The organism is Tsukamurella pseudospumae, assembly GCF_001575195.1.
In the GTDB taxonomy this organism is placed as follows: domain Bacteria; phylum Actinomycetota; class Actinomycetes; order Mycobacteriales; family Mycobacteriaceae; genus Tsukamurella; species Tsukamurella pseudospumae.
This window is the reverse complement of record NZ_LSRF01000058.1, coordinates 443592-463764: the sequence shown is the minus strand read 5'-3', so window position 1 is coordinate 463764 and position 20173 is coordinate 443592. Positions and strand designations below refer to the sequence as shown.

Sequence of the window (20173 nt, the reverse complement as noted above, 5' to 3'; positions counted from 1 at the left end):
CCCCAGCAGTGCTCGAATTCGTCCAGGAAGCCGGGCCGGTGATGATCTGGCTCGTCGTGGCCGGATTCGTCTTCTGCGAGTGCGCGTTCATCATCGGACTGTTCCTCCCGGGCGACTCCCTCCTTCTCACCGCCGGCCTCGCGATGGCCACGACGGGGCACTCCTCGATGTCGGTGTGGGGCCTCGCGGTGGCGGCGTTCCTCGCGGCGATCGCCGGCAACCACGTGGGCTACCGGATCGGCGTGAAGATGGGCGATCACGTGCTCGCCAAGAAGGACGGGCGCTACCTCAACGCGCACAACCTGCACCGCGTCAAGGAGCTGATGGACAAGCACGGCTTCTTCTCGGTGCTCATCGCCCGCTGGATCCCGTGGGTCCGGACCCTGTGCCCGCTGGTGGCCGGTGCCGTCGGGATGGACAAGCGCAAGTTCACCTTCGCGTCGGTCCTCGGCTCGCTGATCTGGGCACCCTTCCTACTGCTCGTGGGCTACTACGCGTCCTCCGCGCTCAAGGACTACAAGTTCGTCCTGGACTGGGCCCTGCGCGGGATGATCGTCATGCTCGTCGTCGGCACGATCATCGGGATCGTCGGCTACCGGCGGGAGATGTCCAAGCAGAACGTCACCGTCGATCTGGAGGACTGATGGCCCCGCTCGCACGTCCGGTGGCCCGACGGTGACCGTGCTGACCGCCCGCGACCTGTCCGTCGCGTACGCCGACCGGACCCTGTTCACCGGCCTCGACCTCGTGATCGCCCCGGGCGAGGTGGTCGGGCTGGTCGGCGCGAACGGCGCAGGGAAGTCGACCCTGCTCACACTCCTCGCCGGCGTCGGCGCGGACGGCGGACCGGACGTCTCCGGCACCGTCGACCTCTCGCCGGCCGACGCGTCCGTGGGGTACCTCGCCCAGGAGCACGAACGCCGGCCCGGGGAGACGGTGGCGCACTTCGTCGGTCGGCGCACGGGCGTCGCGGCGGCGCAGGAGGCGATGGACGCGGCCGCTCTCGCCCTCGCTTCCCTGTCCGATACGGCTCCGGACTCGGATCCGTTCACGCCCGCGCTGGACCGGTGGCTCGCGCTCGGCGGCGCGGACCTGGACCAGCGGCTGGCCGCGATCCTCGACGAGGTGGGACTCGCCGACGCGGACGCCGAGATGACGGGGCTCTCGGGAGGGCAGGCCGCCCGCGCGGGGCTGGCCGCGGTGCTGGCGTCCCGGTACGACGTGCTGCTCCTGGACGAGCCGACCAACGACCTGGACCTCGCGGGTCTCGAACTGCTGGAGCGCTTCGTCACGGAGAGCTCAGGCACGACGGCGATGGTTCTCGTCTCGCACGACCGGGAGTTCCTCGCGCGCACCGTGACGACGGTCGTGGAGCTGGACCTCGCACAACAGCAGATCGGCGTCTACGGCGGCGGATACGAGGCCTACCTCACCGAGCGCGAGGTCGCACGCCGGCACGCCCGCGAGGAGTACGACGAGTACGCCGGGAAGCTGTCGGGTCTGCAGGACCGCGCGCAGATGCAGCGGAACTGGATGGAGCACGGCGTGCGGAATGCGCGCCGGAAGATGAAGAACGGCGACCCCGACAAGGCCGGCCGGAAGGCGCGCCTCGAGTCCACGGAGAAGCAGGCCTCGAAGGCGCGGCAGACCGAGCGCGCCATCGAACGACTCGAGGCGGTCGATGAGCCTCGCAAGGAGTGGGAGCTGCGGATGTCGATCCTCGCGGCCCCGCGGAGCGGAACGGTCGTGGTGACGGCGTCGGGCGCGTGCGTCGAGTACCCGGGGCTCACCGTCGGGCCCGTGAGCGTGAGCGTCGAGTACGGCGACCGGATCCTGCTGACCGGCCCGAACGGTGCCGGCAAATCGACGCTCCTCGGGCTCCTGCTCGGACGGATCGCGCCGTCCGCCGGGACGGTGGCGCTCGGGTCCGGCGTCGAGGTGGGCGAGGTCGACCAGGCTCGCGGTCGTTTCCTGTCCGACGGTCCGCTGCTGGACACCTTCTGCGCCGAGGTGCCGGACACGCCGCCCGCCGACGTCCGGACGCTGCTGGCCAAGTTCGGGCTGCGCGGGCACCACGTGCTGCGCCCGGCATCGTCGCTCTCCCCGGGTGAGCGGACCCGCGCCGCATTGGCGCTGCTGCAGGCCCGCGGGGTGAACCTGCTCGTCCTCGACGAGCCGACGAACCACCTCGACCTGCCCGCGATCGAGCAGTTGGAGCAGGCGGTCGAGTCCTTCGACGGCACGGTGATCCTGGTGACCCACGACCGCCGGATGCTCCACACCGTGCGCGCGACGCGGCGCTGGCGGATGGACGGCGGAGTCTTCAGCGAGGACTGAGGACATCGTTCGGGCGACTCGGCGCGTGCGCGGGACGCACCTGAAGTGCCGGGTCAGCGCTTACCGTCGGGTGGTGGCTCGTGGTGAGCGCTGCCGATGTCGTAGCTGGACGGCGGCACGTTCCGCCATTCGTCCTCTTCTCCGAGCGTCCACTTGCGGAAGCCCGGGGTGAAGCCGCCTGACCATTCGCCGCGCTTCTGCCGTCTGCGAACGACGACCATGAGAACGATCGGAACAAAGGTCACCGCGACAGCGACGACGACGACGACGATGACTACAGCTCCCGCATCCACGTGTTCAGTATGAAGCATCGCTGATACGGTTCGCTCATGACGGAGGAAATACCGGATGACGGTCGGCTCTACATCACGACGGACGCCCAGCAACTGATCCGAGCGATCAAGAACGCATCGTTCCTGATCTTCGTCGGCCTGATCGCGCTCGGGATCATGCTCTGGCAACCGTGGGCGTCGCCGACGATCGAGAACGTCCAGAGGGGCGGGATCGCGTACACGTGCGTCACGTACAAGACGACGGCCGACTGCAATTAGGACTGACGGGTTCAGGAATCTTCACGGTTCGCGACGGACGTCAGTTCCGCGCCAGCCCCGCCGCGGCCTCCACCGCCAATCCATCCTCCGATCTGCACGGCGGAGTCTTCAGCGAGGACTGAGGGCCGCTCCTGAATTGCACAAATGAGACGGACATCGGGTGATCTCGGTTTCATCGTTGCTGGTAGTGGTGGTCGTGTGAGGTGGATTGGATTCGTTACACGAGCTGACGAATCAGATCAGAGGTGGCGAGTTGGGTCCATGCGCTGATGAAGGACGCGGATGACGTCCACGCCGTCGATGCGCTGCCGGTAGTAGATCAGGTGACTACCGATCCCGTAGCGGCGATAGCCGTCGCGGACATCGTCGCACCGCCGACCACGATCCGGCTCCGTCGCGATGCGTTCGAATGCGGCACGGATCTCGGTGAGGTAGGTCTCCGCTCGGTCGATGTCCCACCGCTCGACGGTGAAGTCCCAGATGGTGGACAGGTCACGTTGCGCGGCCGGCGTGAGCCGATACCTGTTCACTCCTTCTTGGCCGCGATGAACGCGTCGAAGTCGAAGTCCTCGGCCGGTCCACTCTCCTCGCCCGCGACCAGCGCAGCGCGAAGCACGGACATCTGCGTCTCCTGGTCTTCCAGCAGACGCAGGCCGGCGCGCACGACTTCGCTCGCGGACCGGTAGCGCCCTGTCGACACCTCTCGCGCGAGGAAGTCGACGAAATGATCGTCGAGGCTGATCGAGGTGTTCGTCGCCATGTCGGCCATCATACCAATCATTGGTATGAGACTGAGCTCAACTGCGTGCCAGAGCCGCGGCCGCTTCCATGGCCATCCACCCGCCGATCTGCACGGACAGGTCGCGCTCGGGGGTGCTGCTGCCGCGAACGGTGCCACCCGTGAAGTGGGCGGGGGTGTCCGTGGAGCCCGGGATCCGGGCGTCGCGGGTCCAGTCCGCGGAGAAGATGACACGCCCGTCGATCTCGCGGGTGCCGTGCCACGCGGCCTCTGCCGAGGCGAAGACGATCTCAGCCGCGGCCTCGCGGGCATCGTCGGCCCCCGGGCCGCGCAGCTGCAGCGCAGCGAGCGCGAGGTAGCGGATGAGGATGCCGTTGAACAGGCCCCCGTCGCCCCCGCCACCGCCGGTCACGACGCCGCGAGAGGTCATGTGCTCGGCGACAGCGGCGATGAGCGCGGCGGCACGCTCGGCGTGCCGCGGCGCCAGGTCGGACGAGAGCTCCGTGTCCAGACCGATCGTGACGCCCTGGTTGTACGAGTACTTCTCCGGATAGCGCTTCCCGCCCTCGGGGTCGGCGTAGTCACCGTCGACCCCGTCGTCGATCAGGCCGGTGTCCGGGTCGAGGAGCCTGCGGTGCAGCCAGTCCGAGGTCTCCTCGGCTCGCTCGAACCGGCCCATCCGGGCGAGGAAGATACCCGCCGGACCGTTGGCCGGCGCGTTGAGGAACAGCCCCTTCGTGCGCCAGGTGACACCGCCGCCCGCCTCGGGCACCCACGCGTCGTACAGCTCGTCGCGCAGCACTCGCAGCCGTCGCGAGGCGTTCAGGCCCGCGTGCCGCTGCGCCCGCTCCAGCGCGAGCCCCATCCAAGCCATGTCGTCGTAATAGGAGTTGGTGACGCGCAACAGGTTCCGCAGACGGTGCCCGCGGGCGATCCGCAGCACCAGTTTCCGGGTCGACGGTGCGCCGTCCCGCACGTAGGCGTCCACGGCCACGTCGAGCAGGTGGGCCTGCCACCAGTAGTTCCAGCTGACGAACAGCGCGTCCCGCCGCGAGGCTGGGTAGGCGGGCGTGCCGAGGCGCGTCGCGGGGATCCCCCAGACGGGCCGCAGGTGCCGCTCGACCACCGCAGCCTGCGCCGCAGCGGCGCGCTGATTCCACTCGACCACCGTCATGGTGACATCACATCACGCACCACCGACGTGTGCACGTCCGCGCAGGTCAGACGAGCCAATCGGGGTCCGCCACACCCCACTCAGCGGCCACACGGACCTGGTCAGGTCTGACCAATCCAGGTATGATGCGCGTATGGGCAGCGCCGAGTTCAACATCTACGCCGCGAAGACGCAGTTCTCGCGGCTGGTCGCGCGTGCCGAGCAAGGAGACAAGATGACCATCACACGAAACGGCAAGCCGGTCGCCCGGATCGTGCCCTATTTCCCGGACCATCCCGCGCGGCGTCCCGGGGCATGGGCAGGGGTCGAGATCGCTGACGACTTCGACGACCTCACCGACCAGGAACTGAAGGACTGGTACGGCGAGTGAGACTCCTCGTCGATACCCGTGTCCTCCTGTGGTGGCTCGCCGACAGCCAGAAGTTGTCTGCAACGCACCGGTCGCTGATCCAAGAGGAGAAGAACACAGCCCTCGTGTCGTCGGTCGCAGTGGCAGAGGTAGCCATCAAGTCGTCACTCGGCAAGTTGAATGCACCGAAGATGACCGAGGAGTTCCTCATCGACGAGGGCTTCACGTTGCTGCCCCTGGATGTCCGCCATGCCGCCGTTCTTCGTGACCTCCCCTGGCACCATCGCGATCCGTTCGACCGGATGCTGGTCGCCCAGTGCATCGTCGAGCAGGTTCCGATCTTGACGGTCGACGATCGGATCCGCGCCTACGACGTCGACACCGCCTAGTACTCACCAGGCGGCGTCGAGGTCCGCGTGCTCGCGGATCCAGGCGTGCATGGCGATGCCGGCGGCCACGCCCACGTTGATCGAGCGGGTCGAGCCGAACTGGGCGATGGACACCGTCGAATCCGCGACGTGGCGTGCGTCCCCGGAGACGCCCGGGCCCTCCTGCCCGAAGAGGAGGAGGCACCGTCGGGGCAGGGAGGCGCGTTCGAGGGGCACCGAGCCCGGCAGGTTGTCGACGGCGACGATCGGCAGGCCCTCGGCGGCGCACCAGGCGGCGAGGGCGTCCGTGTCGGGGTGGTGATGCAGGTGCTGATAGCGGTCGGTGACCATGGCGCCCCGGCGGTTCCACCGCTTGCGCCCCACGATGTGCACCGCCTGTGCCCCGAAGGCGTTCGCGGTGCGCACGACGGTGCCGATGTTGGCGTCGTGCCCCAGGTTCTCGATCGCCACGTGGAACGGGTGCCGGTGGGCGTCGAGGTCGGCGACGATCGCCTCCCGCGTCCAGTACCGGTAGGCGTCGACGACGTTGCGGCGGTCGCCCTCGGCGAGCAGCTGCGGGTCGTATTGCGGGTCGTCCGGCAGCGGCTCTCCCGGATGCTCCGAGGCCCACGGCCCCAGCCCGACGGTGTGCGGTCCGGGCAGGCCCGTCACCCACTCGGTCGGCCCGAGATCGTCCTGCCCGAGCCCGTCCGGGCCGGGCTCGGAGGTCACAGTCCCAGGTCGGCGAGGCCGAGGACCGAGCGGTACTCGAGGCCCTCCGCGGCGATGACATCGGCGGCGCCGGTCGCGCGGTCGACGACGGTCGCGACGCCGATCACCTCGGCGCCGATGTCGCGCAGCGCGCGGACCGCGGTGAGCGGCGAGTTGCCGGTGGTGGTCGTGTCCTCGACGACGAGGACGCGCTTGCCCACCACATCGGGCCCCTCGACCTGGCGCTGCATGCCGTGCGCCTTCGCGGCCTTGCGGACCACGAACGCGTCGATCGGGCGGCCGGGCGCGTGCATCACGGCGGTCGCCACCGGGTCGGCGCCCAGTGTCAGCCCGCCGACGGCGGCGTAGTCCCAATCCGCGGTGAGTTCGCGCAGGAGCTTGCCGATGAGCGGCGAGGCCTCGTGGTGCAGCGTCGCGCGGCGCAGGTCCACGTAGTAGTCCGCCTCGCGGCCGCTGGACAGCGTGACCTTGCCGTGCACCACGGCCAGCTCACGGACGAGCTCGGCGAGCCGCGCCTTCGCAACCCGATCGGTCACCGTCGCCCCTCCGAACGGACGGGCTCCGGCTGACCCGGATCCCGCGGACCACCCGACGTGAGCACGCGGGCGTGGCCCTCCGGCGGGAGGACGCGCAGCAGATCGCCGAACCGGCGGACGGCCTCGAGCGCCTCGTCGAGGTCCTCGGGGTCGTCGGTGGTCGGCATCGCCGCCAGCGTCCACTCCCCCTCGTTCCACAGCGACTCGATGTGCTCGGGCACCTGTTCGGCGAAGGTGATCATCCGACGGTCGGCGACGCGGCGCGCGACCTCGGCGTTGTTCGTGTACAACACCCGCGGGCCGAGCGAGCCCAGCGGCTCCATGCCCGGCTCGGTGGGCGGGAGCGCGTTGCCGGGCCGCAGGTCCAGCAGTGCGCCGGACGACGCGCCGCGGTTGACGGCCGCGACCGTGAGCACGTCCTGCAGGTCGAAGACGTAGGCGGCGGCCCCGAAGTAGGCGCCGTGGGCCACGTCGATGATCGCGGGATCGCCGGCGACGGCCATGCCGCCGCGGTGGAACTCGTCGTGCAGCGACGGGTCCGCAGCCTTGTAGACGAACTCCCGCGACGCGGCCCAATCGGCGCGCTCGGAGTGCATGTTGGGCGAGTGGGTGCGCTCATACCAGATGAGCGCGGCTGCGAGCGCCGCGCACACCACCGCGAGGATCAGGAACACTACGTACGACATCGACACCTACAGTAGCGGGTCGACCGGGGAGTTCACCCGACCGACGGGGTACCGGCGACGGAGATCTGACCGGAGTAGATCGCGAGCGCCGCCCTGCCGTCGGCGCTCACCTGAATCATCACGACGTCACCGACCTCGATATCGGTCAGTCTGCTGCCGTGCGTCGTGGTCACCTGGGTGGTCGGGCCGGTCTTCAACGCGACGGTCTGCCCACCCGGCGCGGAACGCACGGTGATGGCGTCGTCGTCGACGGTCAGGACCGCGCCGATCACCTCACGACCGGGCGTGATGGCCACGGTCTTCGGGTCGCTCACCGGGACGCCGGCGGACTGCGCGGCCGGCAGGACGCGCCGAGAACCACCCAGCTCGGACGAGACGTGCAGCGCGTACGCGATGCCCGCCCCGACCACGCCGATGCCGAGCAGGCACAGCAGGACGGCGGGCCACGGGCTGCGGGAGCGTGCGTCACCACCCACGGCGACCACCTCCCTCACGTCCGTTCCGTACCATCGCGGCGCCTCGACGACACCATGCGCGAACCTATTCGGCGTGTCTGAGACGCGCCTGTGAATGTGGCGAGCGAATCTCTATGACCCCCGCTAGCGTTGTCGGCGTGGGACGTCTGTGGCCGCCGCGCGACCTCACCGAGGGTGAGGCGCCGGACGCGCGTTTCACCCTCGCCAACGAGCGCACCTTCCTCGCCTGGATCCGGACCTCACTGGGCCTCGTCGCCGCGGCGGTGGGTCTGGAGGCCTTCGCGCCGTCGGTCGCGCCGGATGCGGTGCGGACACCGCTGGTGGTGGTGCTCCTGGTCGTCGCGGCGGGGCTGGCCGGATACGCGTTCCGACGGTGGCTGTCGGTCGAGGGCGCGATGCGCACCGGCCGCGACCTGCGCGGGTCGCCCGCGACGATCGTGCTCGCGGCCCTGATCGTGCTCGCCGGGGCCGTGCTGGCCGTCGCGATGCTGGTGACGTGAACCCGGGGACCCCGGGGGCACCGTCGGGCCTGGCGGCCGAGCGGACCCGGCTGGCGCGCGTGCGGACCGTCGTCGCGGTGCTGATGACCTCGGCGATCGTGGCGCGTGCCGCCCTGGCCAGCTGGCCCGCGACGGCACTGGCGTGCGTGGCGGTGGCCGCGATCGCTGTGGGCACCCGCCTGCATCGGGCCCCGCTCGGGCCGGGTCGCGCGCTGGTGTTCGCGGTGCTCGTCGCGGTACTGGCGGCGGTGGGGCTGGTCGCGGTGCGGCTCTGACTGCGGGATTCCGGGAGTCTCGGAGCGCGCGATCGCGACGCACTCGGATTCTGACCGATACGGGCACGCGGTCCGGATCGGACAGAATCGGAGAGTCGTGCGGCGGACGTCGGTATCCCGGGCCGGAACCCGCGCGTTACGCCGGTCGGGCCGCGTCGCGCACCCGGATCCCGACGGTGCCGTCGGCGCCCCGTCGGATCTTGGAACCGGTGATCGTGAGCCACCCGAGGATTCCGTACTTCTTCGCGATCTTCGACGCGGCGGCCGAGCCGTCGAAGACCTCGCCGGTCCCGGCGACCTCGGGCCCGAAGGTCTTCTTGCCGCGGGTGTCGCACGCCTGGACCAGGACCGACGGGTTGCGCCGCAGCCGCTTGACCTTCCAGGAATCGGCGACGGTCCACACCACGAGATCGGCGCCGTCGCGCACGGCCCAGATCGGGGTGGCGACGGGCGTGCCGTCCTTGCGGAAGGTGGTCAGCAGGACGTACTGGGCGTCCGCGACATCGGCAACGCTGCTCATGCGCCCAGCGTAACCGGCCAGGCCGCGGGCACGCTGCGCGCGATCCAGCCCGCGATCGCGGCGTTGACCTCGGCGGGCTTCTCCTCGCCCATCCAGTGCCCGGAGTCGACGATCACCTCGGTGAGGTCGGTGCACGCCTCCCGCATCGGGTCGGCGAGCCGGGTCCCGACGGTGTCCAGGGTCGCGTCGTACCGGCCGTGCAGGAACAGCGCGGGCTTGTCGATGCGGCCGCCGTTGAGTTCCGTCTTCGCGTAGTCGGCATCGGCCCTGCCATTGACGTACCAGGAGTTCGGGCCGGCCATGCCGCCCCGCTCGAAGGCCGCGACGTAGACGGCGTGGTCCTCCGCGGTCAGGACTGCGGGGTCGAGCGGCAGCTGCGGCACCGGTCCACCGCCGAACCAGCCGCCGTTGCGGCTGACCAGAGCGGTGGGCGCCGGCCCCTCGAGATGCCGGGGCTCGCCGCGGCGGAACAGCGCCGCGATCAGACCGGGCAGGTCGCTCTCGAACTGGTCGGTCACCTCGTCGAAGGCCCTGAGGTAGTGCACCTGGTAGTCCCACTGGCCGTACGGGTACTCGTCGGCGGGGTACTTGTCGCGATCGATCAGGTCGAGCATCGACGGCCCGCTCGCCGGCAGGTGCGGCACGTTGAGCGAGGCCACGGCGTCGACGACCTCGGGGTGATGGGTCGCGATGTTCCAGACCACCGGCCCGCCCCAGTCGTGCCCGATCCAGATCGCGCTGCTCCGGCCCAGCGCGGCGAGCAACTCCAGCATGTCGGCCACCGCCTCCTCCCGACGGTAGGCCGTCTTCTCCGGGTGCACCGTCGACGATCCGTAGCCGCGCATGTCCGGCGCGACGCACCGGAGGCCCAGCGCCCCCAGCGCGCGGAGCTGGTGCCGCCAGGAGTATCCGAGCTCGGGCCAGCCGTGCACGAAGACCAGCAGCGGACCGTCGACCGGTCCGGACGCGAGGTACGCGGTGGTGTGGCGCGGGGTCCGGGCGATGTGCGGGGTGAGCGCGGTCATGAATACAGACTGACACGCGGCGCGACTCCTTGCCCCGGCGCGGCCCGCGGCCCACTATCGAGGTATGCCCCACGTGATCGTCCAGAACTGCTGCAACGACGGGTCGTGCGTTCCGGAGTGTCCGGTGGACTGCATCCACCCCACGCCCGACGAGCCGGAGTACGCGACCGCGGAGATGCTCTACATCGACCCGGACGTGTGCATCGACTGCGGCGCCTGCATCGACGCGTGCCCGGTGGGCGCGATCACCACCGACTACGAGCTGACGACGGAGATGGCGCCGTTCGAGGCGATGAACGCCGAGTACTACCGGGCGGTGGGGTCGGCGGCGGACCGCGATCACCCGTACGCCGACCCGCGACTCGGCCGCAAACGCCCCGCCTCGGACGCCGCGACGCTGCGGATCGCCGTGGTCGGCGCCGGCGCGGCGGGACACTACGTGGTGAGCGAGCTGCAGAGCCGGATCGACGTCCGCGCCGAGATCGACGTGTACGAACGCCTGTCGGAGCCGGGCGGGCTGGTCCGGTTCGGCGTCGCGCCCGACCACGCCGACACCAAGAAGGTCCAGGAGCAGTTCGCGAAATCCCGTGCACAGAAGGGCGTCACGACACACCTCGGGGTGCGGGTCGGCGAGGAGGTCTCGCACGAGGATCTGGCTCGCACCCACCACGCCGTGGTCTACGCGGTGGGGTCGCTGCACGGCCGCACATTGGGCCTGCCGGGAGCGGATCTGCCGGGCGTGACCGCCGCCGCCGACTTCGTGGCCTGGTACAACGGCCATCCCGATTTCGCCGGTCTCGCTGTCGATCTCACGCGCGAGCGGGTCGTGGTGCTGGGCAACGGGAACGTCGCACTGGACGTCGCGCGGATCCTCACCGCCGACCCCGAGACCTTCGCCGACACCGACATGACCGACGATTCCCTTGCTGCCCTGAGGGGTTCGCGGGTGCGGGAGGTCGTGGTGCTCGGCCGGCGCGGTCCGGAGCACGCCGCGTTCACGTCGCCGGAGCTGGTGGGGCTCGCCCGCACCGTGCCGGTGGTCGTCGAACCCCGAGACCTCATCGAGCCCTCCGACGACGCCGGCGACGACCAGACGCGGTTCTACCGCACGCAGAAACTGGCACTGCTGCAAGGTCTACCGTCTGCCGATGCGGATTCGGACGAGCGGCGGGTGGTGCTCCGGTTCGGCACCCCGCCCACCGGTATCACCGCCTCCGACGGTGCGCTGTCCGTCACCTTCGACGACCACGGAGCGCCGGGGAGCCTGGACTGCGGCATGGTGCTGGCGTCGATCGGGCTGCGCGGCACGTCCGTGCCGGGCGTGCCCTTCGACGACGCGCGCGGGGTCATTCCGAACGCCGACGGTCGCGTCCTCGGGCCCGACGGTGCCGCCCTCCCCGGCGTGTACACGGCGGGGTGGAGCAAGCGCGGCGCGACCGGAGTGATCGGCACGAACCGCTTCGACGCCCGCGGCACCGTCGACGCCCTGGTGGCGGACTACCACGCGGGACTGCTGCCCTCCCGTCACGAATAGCCCGCCACATGCCTCGCCATGGTGGTCGGCGCCATGAGAATTCGTCCGTTCGGACGACGCGCGAGAGCGCCGCGCGACAGTAGATTGCATGGGTGTATCCCCCCACACCGAACGCGCCTCTCCCGACGGCGCCGACCGCGAGAACCCGCCGGCGCAGCCTCCTGATCGTGATCCTCGCGCTCACGACCGTGATCGTTCTGGCCGGGGCCGGGTTCCTCGCGTACCGGATGCTCGCCGAGCCGGACGCACCGGACCGATTCCTCCCCGAATCGACCGTGGCAACCGTCCCGGTGGGACGGGCTCCGTCCGCGATCGCGGTGCACCGGACCGCCAATAAGGTCTACGTCGCGAACTACACGAGCGAGAGCGTCACGGTCATCGACGGGGCGACGAACAGCGTCACATCTACGGTGGACCTGCCGGGCTTTCGCCCGAGCGAACTGGAGATCGACAGCACACGCGACCGGCTGTACATCGGTTCCACTGCCGGCCGGAAGATAAAGATTCTCAATACAACGACCGATGAGATCATCGACACGGTCACAGTTGGCGACGGCCCCTTCATCGCCGCTGACCAGGGGCGAGATACTCTGCACACGGCGAATAACCGAGACCTCGACGTCACCTCATACAACGCGGCCACAGGTGAAGTCCGGCACTCCGATCCTATCGGAACGCGACCGTACTCGATCAGCTTTGATCCGAAGCGCGCCGTGCTGTACGTGGTGATCACCGCAGACAAGGAGTCGGCGGTCGCCGTCGTCGACTCTCAGACGCTCACCGTGGTCGACCGGATCCCGCTCGGCACAGCATCGTTCGAGAGCGCGTACGACCCGATCAGCAACAATCTGTTCGTTGCCAACACCAACGATGACACAGTGACGCTGGTCGACATGAACACCAGAACCATTCGGCGGACCATCCCATTGGGCACCACCGCGTACGAGTTCGGCCTCGATCCGTACCGCGGCACTGCGTTCGTGGGTGACTTCAACACGGGAACCGTGTTCGCCCTCGACGCGCGCACCGGTGACACGGTGCGAACGTACCGGCCGGGGACCAAGGCCACCGCGGTGGCGGTCGACACCGACCGCAAGGTGCTGTACGTCGCCGACCAGGACTCACAGGTGGTGCACGTGATGCGGTGACCACGATGCCGGCGGCACACACGAAGCGGGCGCGACCGAGGTGGTCGCGCCCGCTTTCGTGGTCGCCCTAGCCGACGATGAGGCGGTCACCGTCCGGCGAGAGGGTGACCTGCACCGTGTCACCGTCGCGGACATCGCCCGCGAGCAGCGCCTTGGCGAGCTGGTCGCCGATGGCCTGCTGTACCAGCCGGCGCAGCGGCCGCGCGCCGTAGAGCGGGTCGAAACCGTGCTGCGCGAGCCAGCCCCTAGCGTCGTCGGAGACCTCGAGCTCGAGCCGGCGCTGGGACAGCCGCTTGCGCAGCTGGTCCAGCTGGATGTCGACGATGCCGCCGAGCTGATCCTGGCTCAGAGCGTCGAAGATCAGCACGTCGTCGAGCCGGTTGATGAACTCCGGCTTGAACTTCGCGCGCACCGCGGCCATCACCTGCTCGGGCGTGCCGCCCGCGCCGAGGTTCGACGTGAGGATCAGGATCGTGTTGCGGAAGTCCACCGTGCGGCCCTGACCGTCGGTGAGCCGGCCCTCGTCGAGCACCTGCAGCAGCACGTCGAACACGTCCGGGTGGGCCTTCTCGACCTCGTCGAACAGCACCACCGTGTAGGGGCGGCGCCGCACGGCCTCGGTCAGCTGGCCGCCGGCCTCGTAGCCGACGTACCCGGGGGGCGCGCCGACGAGCCGTGCGACGGAGTGCTTCTCGCCGTACTCGGACATGTCGATGCGCACCATCGCGCGCTCGTCGTCGAAGAGGAACTCAGCGAGCCCCTTCGCCAGCTCCGTCTTGCCCACACCCGTGGGGCCGAGGAACAGGAACGAGCCGGTGGGCCGGTTCGGGTCTGCGACGCCGGCACGAGTGCGGCGCACCGCATCCGAGACGGCCTCGACCGCGGCGGTCTGGCCGATGACGCGCTTGCCGATCTCGGACTCCATGCGCAGCAGCTTCGCGGTCTCGCCCTCGAGCATGCGGCCGGCGGGGATGCCGGTCCAGGCGGAGACCACGTCGGCCACATCGTCCGGACCGACCTCCTCCTTGAGCATGACCTCGCCGTCGGACGCGGCACCCGAGCGGGTGACGGCCTCGTCGAGTTCCTTCTCCAGTGCCGGGATCTGGCCGTAGCGCAGCTCCGCGGCCCGGCCGAGGTCGCCGTCGCGCTCGGCGCGCTCCGACTCGCCCTTGAGGGTCTCGAGCTGCTCCTTGAGCGCGCGCACCGAGTCGATGGCGCCCTTCTCGTTCTGCCAGCGCGAGTTCAGCTGGGCCAGCTTCTCCTTGTGGTCGGCGAGCTCGCCGCGCAGCTTCTCCAGGCGGTCCTTCGACGCGGCATCGGACTCCTTCGACAGCGCCATCTCCTCGATCTCGAGGCGACGGACCAGACGCTCCTCGGCGTCGATCTCCTCGGGGCGCGAGTCGATCTCCATCCGCAGGCGCGAGGCGGCCTCGTCGACGAGGTCGATCGCCTTGTCCGGCAGGAATCGCGACGTGATGTAGCGGTCCGACAGCGACGCGGCGGCGACCAGCGCGGAATCGGTGATGCGCACGCCGTGGTGCACCTCGTAACGCTCCTTGAGGCCGCGCAGGATCCCGACGGTGTCCTCCACGCTCGGCTCGCCGACCAGCACCTGCTGGAACCGGCGCTCGAGCGCGGCGTCCTTCTCGATGTACTGGCGGTACTCGTCGAGCGTGGTGGCGCCGACGAGCCGCAGTTCGCCGCGGGCGAGCATCGGCTTGATCATGTTGCCCGCGTCCATCGCGGAATCGCCGGTGGCGCCGGCGCCCACGATCGTGTGCAGCTCGTCGATGAAGGTGATGATCTGCCCGGCCGAGTCCTTGATCTCGTCGAGCACGGCCTTGAGCCGCTCCTCGAACTCGCCGCGGTACTTGGCGCCGGCGACCATCGCACCGAGGTCCAGGGAGACGACGGTCTTGTCGCGCAAGGACTCCGGCACGTCGCCGGTGACGACGCGCTGGGCCAGGCCCTCGACGATCGCCGTCTTGCCGACGCCGGGCTCGCCGATCAACACCGGGTTGTTCTTGGTGCGACGGCTGAGCACCTGCACGACGCGACGGATCTCGTTGTCGCGCCCGATGACCGGGTCGAGCTTGCCCTCACGGGCCCGCGCGGTGAGGTCGGTCGAGTACTTCTCGAGCGCCTGGTACTGGCCCTCGGGATCCTGTGAGGTGACCTTCGCGCTGCCGCGGACGGCGGTGAAGGCGTCGCGGATGGCCTGAGGGTTCGCTCCGGCGTTGCCGAGCACCTGTGCGGCCTCTCCCCCGGCCTCCGCGAGGCCGTAGAGGACGTGCTCGGTGGAGACGAACTGGTCGCCCATCTCGGTCGCGAGCTTCTGCGCGGCGCTGATCGAGGCGATCGACTCACGGCTGAGCTGCGGCGTGGAGCTGGACCCACTGGCCTTCGGCTTGCGGTCGACGATCTCCTGAGCGCGGTTGCGCACGGTCACGGGGTCCACGCCGACCGCCTTGAGCAGCGGCGCGGCGATCCCGTCGGTCTGGTCGAGCAACGCCACCAGCAGGTGCGCCGGAGAGATCTCCGGGTTACCCGCGGACGACGCCGCCTGCAGTGCCGAGGTCAGCGCGGCCTGCGTCTTGGTGGTGGGGTTGAACGAATCCACTTACTGGACCTCCTGCGGTCGTGACGGAACTTGTCGTGCAACCTGAGCGCTCTCCACTCAAGTATGCCTACTGACATGTTCAACCGCCACAGTCTTGAGTCTGTTCCGCTCAACCCGCAATTCGACGGTGACCCGCACCACATTCACGCTACGTCGCCGGCGTCTCGCCACTCACGCGGTTGTGCGCGGCTACCCGTTCATCCTCGTCTGCACCCGAGGGCGCGCAGCCTCGATCCCCTGATCGACAGCGCTCGCGACCACTTCCGTCGCGCAGGCGGCCAGGGCAGCCACCGCGCCAACCATCACCATCCACAGACCCCAGCCGGTCGATGTTGTCGAACCCAGCCAACTGCTCGACTGGTCCACCACGTCCGGATTGACCATGACATACAGCCCGCCCGCGACGCCGACAGCGCCGAGTACTGCTCCTACGACTGCGACTACACGCCGTGCGGTGACCGCGAGGGCTACTCCCACAAGGGCGATCAGACTTCCGACGACCACAGCGGCGATTCCCATATCGGTTATCCCCAGATACCAATCTCCGTTGGACAGAAGCTTCCAGGCTCCACCGGGCTGGACGACATCCGAGTACGTCTTGCCGAGCCCCGGCGTTCGGTCCGTATACACCGATCCCTCGCGATTGAATGTCGTTACCACCCAAGGGCCGAAAGTACCTGCAACCACCGCCAAGCCTGAGATGGCAGCAATGGCGCCCACGATCCGCGTCGAAGTGGCTTTCGAACGCGACTTGTTGGGAGGCCTCCCTGTTGACGGATCGTCACTGTGAAGCACCGGGCGAATGACCGTGCGGTCCGGCGCAATCATCGTCGGATCAATGGGAGCCACGCTTCCGGCCGCTTCCACAAGCGCGGCAGCCAGCTCGGCGGCAAAGGCCTCGCTCGACGGATACCGGTCCGCCGACGACTTCGCCATCCCCCGCGCGATCACTGCATCGACCCGCGCACTCAACTCCGGCCGGGCCACCCGCACACTCGGTACCGGCGCCGTCACATGCGCGACGATCACTGCGCCGGCATTGGTGTTCGTGAACGGAACCGACCCGGTCAACAGGTGAAAGGCAGTCGCCGCCAAGGAGTACTGATCAGACCGCGCATCCACCGGCTGCCCCTGCAACTGCTCCGGCGAGGCGTAGCTGATGGTTCCGAGCGTCATCCCGGTCCCGGTCAGCTCGGAGTTCTCCGCGCCCAACCGCGCGATCCCGAAATCGGTCAGCAGCACCCGGCCGGTGGTACTCACCATGATGTTCGCCGGCTTCACATCCCGATGGATCAGCCCCTGCGCACCGGCGAAGTCCAGCGCCGAAGCCACGTCGCCCACCACCCGTGCGACCTCCCCGACCGGCATCGGCCCGCGGCGCACCACCTCGCCGAGGTCTACCCCGTCGACGAGGTCCAGCGCGATCCACAATCGGCCGTCGGTCTCGCCCCGATCGTGCACCGCCACGATGTTCTGATGGCTCAGCGACGCAGCAAGGTCGGCCTCCCGCTCGAACCGCGCCCGGAACTGCGCATCGTCAGCCAGATTCGGCGCCAGCACCTTCAAAGCCTCACGCCGCGGCAGCCGGGGATGCCGCGCGACGTAGACCTCACCCATGCCGCCCGCACCGAGACGCCGCTCGATCGTGTATCCGGCGAAGACTTCCCCTGGTTCCAGCATCGTTCCCTCCCAGGATGAACGATAGCAACGGATCTACGCCAGGGCGGCGACGCGCTCCGCGAGCTTCTGGTGGGTCGCGGCATCGGGATGGCCGTCAGCACTGGACCCGTAGACCCAGCCCTCGCTGAGCGGCGAGATGACCGACACCGTCGGATCGACGGACCGGGCGGCGCCCACGATGGCGGCCTCGGTGGCGCGGGCGTCGGGACCGCCACCGCGGACCGTCGGGAACACCGTGATCAGCGCGACCTTGGCATTCGGCGCCTGCCGGCGCACCGTCGTGATGACCTGCCGCACCTGGGCGTCGATCGCGGACGTCGAGGCGCCCACGTCATTGGACCCCGCCTGCACCACGACGAGCGACGGATCATGCGCGGGCAGGTTCGCGGCCTGCGTGAGCCCGGCGATCGCACCGTCGTTGTACCCGGCGCCGCTGCGCGCGCTGAGGTACACCGAGCGGCCGGCGATGGCGCTGATCATCCGCGGGTAGGCCACGACTCCGGCCACCTCGTACCCCGTCGAGATCGACGCGCCGATCACCACGATCGGGCGCCCGTCGGAGCCCTGCGTAGCGGGCACGGCGACGACCGGCGCCGCACCCAAGGACGCCACGAGGACACCGGTCCCGACGATTACCCCCAAACGCGACACGCTCATGCCGACATCGTGACACAACACTCGTCACATGCATAACTTTCGCAACTCTTGTTACGCGGCAGGGCGGATCCGCCGCCGCGACCCGAGCACTCGGCCACCGGCCGTCCGCACGACGACGGCGCCGTGCCGGAGCAGACCCCGCCAGACGCCCGGGCGAGCGGCGAGCACCGTCGAACGAGTCCGGTCGCGCGCGGGCACCCCCGCGATCCGCGCGGCGAGCCAGTCCAAGCTCGGCGTCACGGACAGCACCAGGGCGGTGAGGTGCTCCGACGCCCCGTCACGCAGGTAGTCGACGACGGCTCCCAGCTCACGGTAGGTCGCGACCAGGCCGTCGACGTCGTCGACGGAGATGATCGGGTCGCGGACGGCCTGCACCACCAGCAAGGGGCACGACGGTGCCTCCCGCCCGGGTTCGATGTCGGCGAACATCGCCGCCTGCGCGGGCCGTGCCAGGAACTCCTCGAGGGGCATAGTCAGGACCGATCCGACGTCGAACCCGCGGAACCGGGCAACCGCCCCGATCGTGCTGAACTCCGCAGCGCTCGCGAGCAGTTCCCGCGCTTGCGGAGTGCTGTGCGCGTCGAGGTCGGCCCGGAAGTCCGGGTAGGCGCGATAGAGGCCCGCGACGACGGCGAGCGCGAGGCCGCCGAACGGACCGCCCGCGAGCCGCAGGAAGGTGTTGCGCAGATTGCCGACGGGACTCCCCGCGACGGCGCCGGCCAGCGGTACTTCCGGCGCGTAGGAGGGCTGCAACTCCGCGGCCCAGGCGGTGGCGAGGCCGCCGCCGGAATAGCCGAACAGCACCGTCGGATCCTGCGGGCTGATGCCGAAGGGCGCGAAGGCGCGGGCCGCACGGATCCCGTCGAGCGTGCAGTACCCGGACTCGCGGGGCACGCCCCAGTTCCCGGACGTGCCCTCGTGATCGGGAACGACGACCGCCCAGCCGCGGGCGAGCGCCATTCCGACGACGAGCAGCTCCCAGCGGGTCGCCGAACCGTACGCGCGGGCGCCGCGGCGCAGCGCGTACGACGGGAAACTGCGCGGCGAGAGCGAGTCGATCGCGCACTGGAAGGACAGCAGCGGCCGCGGACCGTCGGCGGCACCGGCCGGGAGGATCAGCGTGGCGATGGAGGTCTGCGGCGCACCGTCGTGGTCGGCGGTGCGGTACTGGACCTGCCAGGCGCGGTGCGGGATCCGCACGCCGCCGAACACGCCCAGCTCGACGCGGCGGCTCCGTAGGATCGCGCCGGGCGCCGCGTCCGCGAAACCCGCGACCGGAACGAGGAAGGGGTCGCCCTCGGGCAGAGGCGGTCGCGGGATCCTGGGCGTCATCGCCTCAGGCTAATGCCGAATTCAGGCGAGTGCAGAAACTCGCTCGGCGAGGCGCTCGTGCGCGGCGATGCCGGGGTGCCCGTCGGCGGACGCACGGTAGCGCCACCCCTCGTTCAGCGGCGAGATGACAGCGACGGACGGGTCGACCGCCCGCGCGGCGCCGACGATCGCGGCGTCGGTACTGCGGGCCGCGGCGCCGTTGTGGATGGACGGGAACACGGTGACCACGGCGATCCTGGCGCCGGGCGCCTGCCGGCGCACCGTCGACACGACCTGCCGCACCTGCCCCGCGACGACGCCGGGCGACGCGCCGACGTCGTTGGTGCCGGCCTGCAACACGACCAGCGACGGGTTGGTGCGCGGGAGGTCGGCGGCGCGGGTGAGTTGGGCCATGGATCCGTCCGCGTAGCCTGCGCCGCTGCGGGCACTGACCAGGACGGGACGGTCCGAGATGGCCCGGACCTGACGCGGGTAGGCGTCGACGCTCGGGACCTCCTTGCCGGCCGAGACCGACGCGCCGATCACGACGACCGGGCGACGGTCCGCGGCCGACTGGATGCGCGGCGCGGTCCGGCCGCCGGCAGGGGCGACGCGGGGCGCCACGCGGACCGCGGGCTTCGCCAGGGCGACGGGCTTCGCGAGCGCGATGCGCTGCGTGGCCACCGGCTGCGCGCCATTCGTGTTCACGGAGCCGCCCTGCCCTGCGCCGGGGTCCGCCGACGCGGCCGCGATCGCGAACGGGGCGAACGCGATGCCCGCGCCGAGCGCGACGCCGTATCCGAATCGACGCAGGTGACGACGGTTCCGCGGTGCGGCCATGGCGGCGGGCCCTTCTCTTGAGCTCGGTGGATCGTGGTGGCGATCCGGCTCGCGGCTCGCACAGGACGAACCCGCGACGTGATGCCGCGGGCTCCTGCAAGGAATGTACTCGATC

The 20173-nt window shown here is 70.0% G+C and carries 24 protein-coding genes; 9 read left to right on the top strand and 15 right to left on the bottom strand.

Annotation, left to right across the window (positions count from 1 at the left end):
- Positions 1-8 precede the first annotated feature (8 nt).
- Both AXK60_RS20550 and AXK60_RS20545 read left to right on the top strand, forming a co-directional pair.
- Complete coding sequence (locus AXK60_RS20550) at positions 9-644, top strand: DedA family protein (protein ID WP_068574004.1); 636 nt, start codon at positions 9-11, stop codon at positions 642-644.
- A 31-nt stretch (positions 645-675) separates the two neighbouring features.
- On the top strand, positions 676-2337 hold the full coding sequence (locus tag AXK60_RS20545; RefSeq protein ID WP_068574003.1) for an ABC-F family ATP-binding cassette domain-containing protein: 1662 nt from the start codon (positions 676-678) through the stop codon (positions 2335-2337).
- 53 nt (positions 2338-2390) lie between these two features.
- Here AXK60_RS20545 and AXK60_RS20540 read toward each other — a convergent pair whose 3' ends face one another.
- On the bottom strand, positions 2391-2630 hold the full coding sequence (locus tag AXK60_RS20540) for a hypothetical protein (RefSeq protein ID WP_068574001.1): 240 nt from the start codon (positions 2628-2630) through the stop codon (positions 2391-2393).
- Between the two features lie 36 nt (positions 2631-2666).
- Here AXK60_RS20540 and AXK60_RS20535 point away from each other — a divergent pair, with 36 nt between their 5' ends.
- Positions 2667-2888, top strand: a complete 222-nt coding sequence (locus AXK60_RS20535) for a hypothetical protein (RefSeq protein ID WP_068573999.1) — start codon at positions 2667-2669, stop codon at positions 2886-2888.
- Between the two features lie 239 nt (positions 2889-3127).
- Here the strand turns inward: AXK60_RS20535 and AXK60_RS20530 are convergent, their stop codons facing one another.
- From AXK60_RS20530 to AXK60_RS20520, 3 genes are read right to left on the bottom strand one after another with little or no spacing between them, the layout of a single operon-like run.
- Complete coding sequence (locus AXK60_RS20530) at positions 3128-3418, bottom strand: type II toxin-antitoxin system RelE/ParE family toxin (RefSeq protein WP_068573997.1); 291 nt, start codon at positions 3416-3418, stop codon at positions 3128-3130.
- Complete coding sequence (locus AXK60_RS20525; RefSeq protein ID WP_068575263.1) at positions 3415-3648, bottom strand: type II toxin-antitoxin system ParD family antitoxin; 234 nt, start codon at positions 3646-3648, stop codon at positions 3415-3417. Before AXK60_RS20525 ends, AXK60_RS20530 begins: the two co-directional genes overlap by 4 nt.
- 37 nt (positions 3649-3685) lie before the next feature.
- The gene (locus tag AXK60_RS20520; protein WP_068573994.1) at positions 3686-4801 is read right to left on the bottom strand and encodes a glycoside hydrolase family 76 protein; all 1116 of its coding nucleotides are present in this window, start codon (positions 4799-4801) and stop codon (positions 3686-3688) included.
- 133 nt (positions 4802-4934) lie between these two features.
- On the opposite strand from AXK60_RS20520, the gene AXK60_RS20515 reads away from it, so the two are divergent.
- Together AXK60_RS20515 and AXK60_RS20510 are read left to right on the top strand one after the other, a co-directional pair.
- Positions 4935-5171, top strand: coding sequence for a type II toxin-antitoxin system Phd/YefM family antitoxin (locus AXK60_RS20515; protein ID WP_068573992.1), 237 nt, complete (start codon positions 4935-4937; stop codon positions 5169-5171).
- Complete coding sequence (locus tag AXK60_RS20510) at positions 5168-5539, top strand: type II toxin-antitoxin system VapC family toxin (protein ID WP_068573990.1); 372 nt, start codon at positions 5168-5170, stop codon at positions 5537-5539. The genes AXK60_RS20515 and AXK60_RS20510 overlap by 4 nt, the downstream gene beginning before the upstream one ends.
- Positions 5540-5542: 3 nt before the next feature.
- On the opposite strand, the gene AXK60_RS20505 is transcribed toward AXK60_RS20510, so the two are convergent.
- Genes AXK60_RS20505 through AXK60_RS20490 form a run of 4 tightly spaced genes read right to left on the bottom strand, consistent with a single transcriptional unit; the run spans position 5543 to position 7966 of the window.
- The gene (locus tag AXK60_RS20505) at positions 5543-6250 is read right to left on the bottom strand and encodes a TrmH family RNA methyltransferase (RefSeq protein ID WP_068573987.1); all 708 of its coding nucleotides are present in this window, start codon (positions 6248-6250) and stop codon (positions 5543-5545) included.
- Complete coding sequence (gene pyrE, locus AXK60_RS20500; protein ID WP_068573985.1) at positions 6247-6786, bottom strand: orotate phosphoribosyltransferase; 540 nt, start codon at positions 6784-6786, stop codon at positions 6247-6249. The genes AXK60_RS20505 and pyrE overlap by 4 nt, the downstream gene beginning before the upstream one ends.
- The gene (locus tag AXK60_RS20495; protein WP_139058061.1) at positions 6783-7472 is read right to left on the bottom strand and encodes a type III secretion system chaperone family protein; all 690 of its coding nucleotides are present in this window, start codon (positions 7470-7472) and stop codon (positions 6783-6785) included. Before AXK60_RS20495 ends, pyrE begins: the two co-directional genes overlap by 4 nt.
- 32 nt (positions 7473-7504) lie before the next feature.
- Positions 7505-7966, bottom strand: coding sequence for a hypothetical protein (locus AXK60_RS20490; RefSeq protein ID WP_139058060.1), 462 nt, complete (start codon positions 7964-7966; stop codon positions 7505-7507).
- Positions 7967-8061: 95 nt separating this feature from the next.
- Here AXK60_RS20490 and AXK60_RS20485 point away from each other — a divergent pair, with 95 nt between their 5' ends.
- Both AXK60_RS20485 and AXK60_RS20480 read left to right on the top strand, forming a co-directional pair.
- Positions 8062-8448 carry a YidH family protein gene (locus tag AXK60_RS20485; RefSeq protein WP_068573979.1) on the top strand — a complete coding sequence of 129 codons (387 nt, stop codon included), beginning with the start codon at positions 8062-8064 and terminating at the stop codon, positions 8446-8448.
- A complete protein-coding gene (locus tag AXK60_RS20480; RefSeq protein WP_068573977.1) occupies positions 8445-8723 on the top strand; it encodes a DUF202 domain-containing protein in 279 nt (92 codons plus the stop codon). The genes AXK60_RS20485 and AXK60_RS20480 overlap by 4 nt, the downstream gene beginning before the upstream one ends.
- Before the next feature lie 136 nt (positions 8724-8859).
- Here the strand turns inward: AXK60_RS20480 and AXK60_RS20475 are convergent, their stop codons facing one another.
- Positions 8860-9243: a PPOX class F420-dependent oxidoreductase gene (locus AXK60_RS20475; protein WP_068573975.1), complete on the bottom strand. Its 384-nt coding sequence runs from the start codon at positions 9241-9243 to the stop codon at positions 8860-8862.
- Positions 9240-10268 (bottom strand): alpha/beta hydrolase, encoded by a 1029-nt coding sequence (locus AXK60_RS20470; RefSeq protein WP_068573973.1) that lies wholly within the window; start codon positions 10266-10268, stop codon positions 9240-9242. Before AXK60_RS20470 ends, AXK60_RS20475 begins: the two co-directional genes overlap by 4 nt.
- A 64-nt stretch (positions 10269-10332) precedes the next feature.
- Here AXK60_RS20470 and AXK60_RS20465 point away from each other — a divergent pair, with 64 nt between their 5' ends.
- Together AXK60_RS20465 and AXK60_RS20460 are read left to right on the top strand one after the other, a co-directional pair.
- Positions 10333-11802: an FAD-dependent oxidoreductase gene (locus AXK60_RS20465; RefSeq protein ID WP_068573971.1), complete on the top strand. Its 1470-nt coding sequence runs from the start codon at positions 10333-10335 to the stop codon at positions 11800-11802.
- A gap of 167 nt (positions 11803-11969) precedes the next feature.
- Complete coding sequence (locus AXK60_RS20460) at positions 11970-12950, top strand: YncE family protein (protein WP_068573969.1); 981 nt, start codon at positions 11970-11972, stop codon at positions 12948-12950.
- A 67-nt stretch (positions 12951-13017) separates the two neighbouring features.
- On the opposite strand, the gene clpB is transcribed toward AXK60_RS20460, so the two are convergent.
- From clpB to AXK60_RS20435, 5 genes are all read right to left on the bottom strand, one after another.
- Positions 13018-15570 carry an ATP-dependent chaperone ClpB gene (gene clpB, locus AXK60_RS20455; protein WP_068573967.1) on the bottom strand — a complete coding sequence of 851 codons (2553 nt, stop codon included), beginning with the start codon at positions 15568-15570 and terminating at the stop codon, positions 13018-13020.
- 189 nt (positions 15571-15759) lie between these two features.
- Positions 15760-17250: a serine/threonine-protein kinase gene (locus tag AXK60_RS20450; protein WP_068573965.1), complete on the bottom strand. Its 1491-nt coding sequence runs from the start codon at positions 17248-17250 to the stop codon at positions 15760-15762.
- A 33-nt stretch (positions 17251-17283) separates the two neighbouring features.
- The gene (locus AXK60_RS20445; RefSeq protein WP_068573963.1) at positions 17284-17907 is read right to left on the bottom strand and encodes an SGNH/GDSL hydrolase family protein; all 624 of its coding nucleotides are present in this window, start codon (positions 17905-17907) and stop codon (positions 17284-17286) included.
- A 51-nt stretch (positions 17908-17958) separates the two neighbouring features.
- Entirely contained in the window at positions 17959-19239 is a 1281-nt protein-coding gene (locus AXK60_RS20440; protein ID WP_068573961.1) for a lipase family protein, read from the bottom strand.
- Positions 19240-19260: 21 nt separating this feature from the next.
- Positions 19261-20058 carry an SGNH/GDSL hydrolase family protein gene (locus AXK60_RS20435; protein WP_068573959.1) on the bottom strand — a complete coding sequence of 266 codons (798 nt, stop codon included), beginning with the start codon at positions 20056-20058 and terminating at the stop codon, positions 19261-19263.
- Positions 20059-20173: the final 115 nt, after the last annotated feature.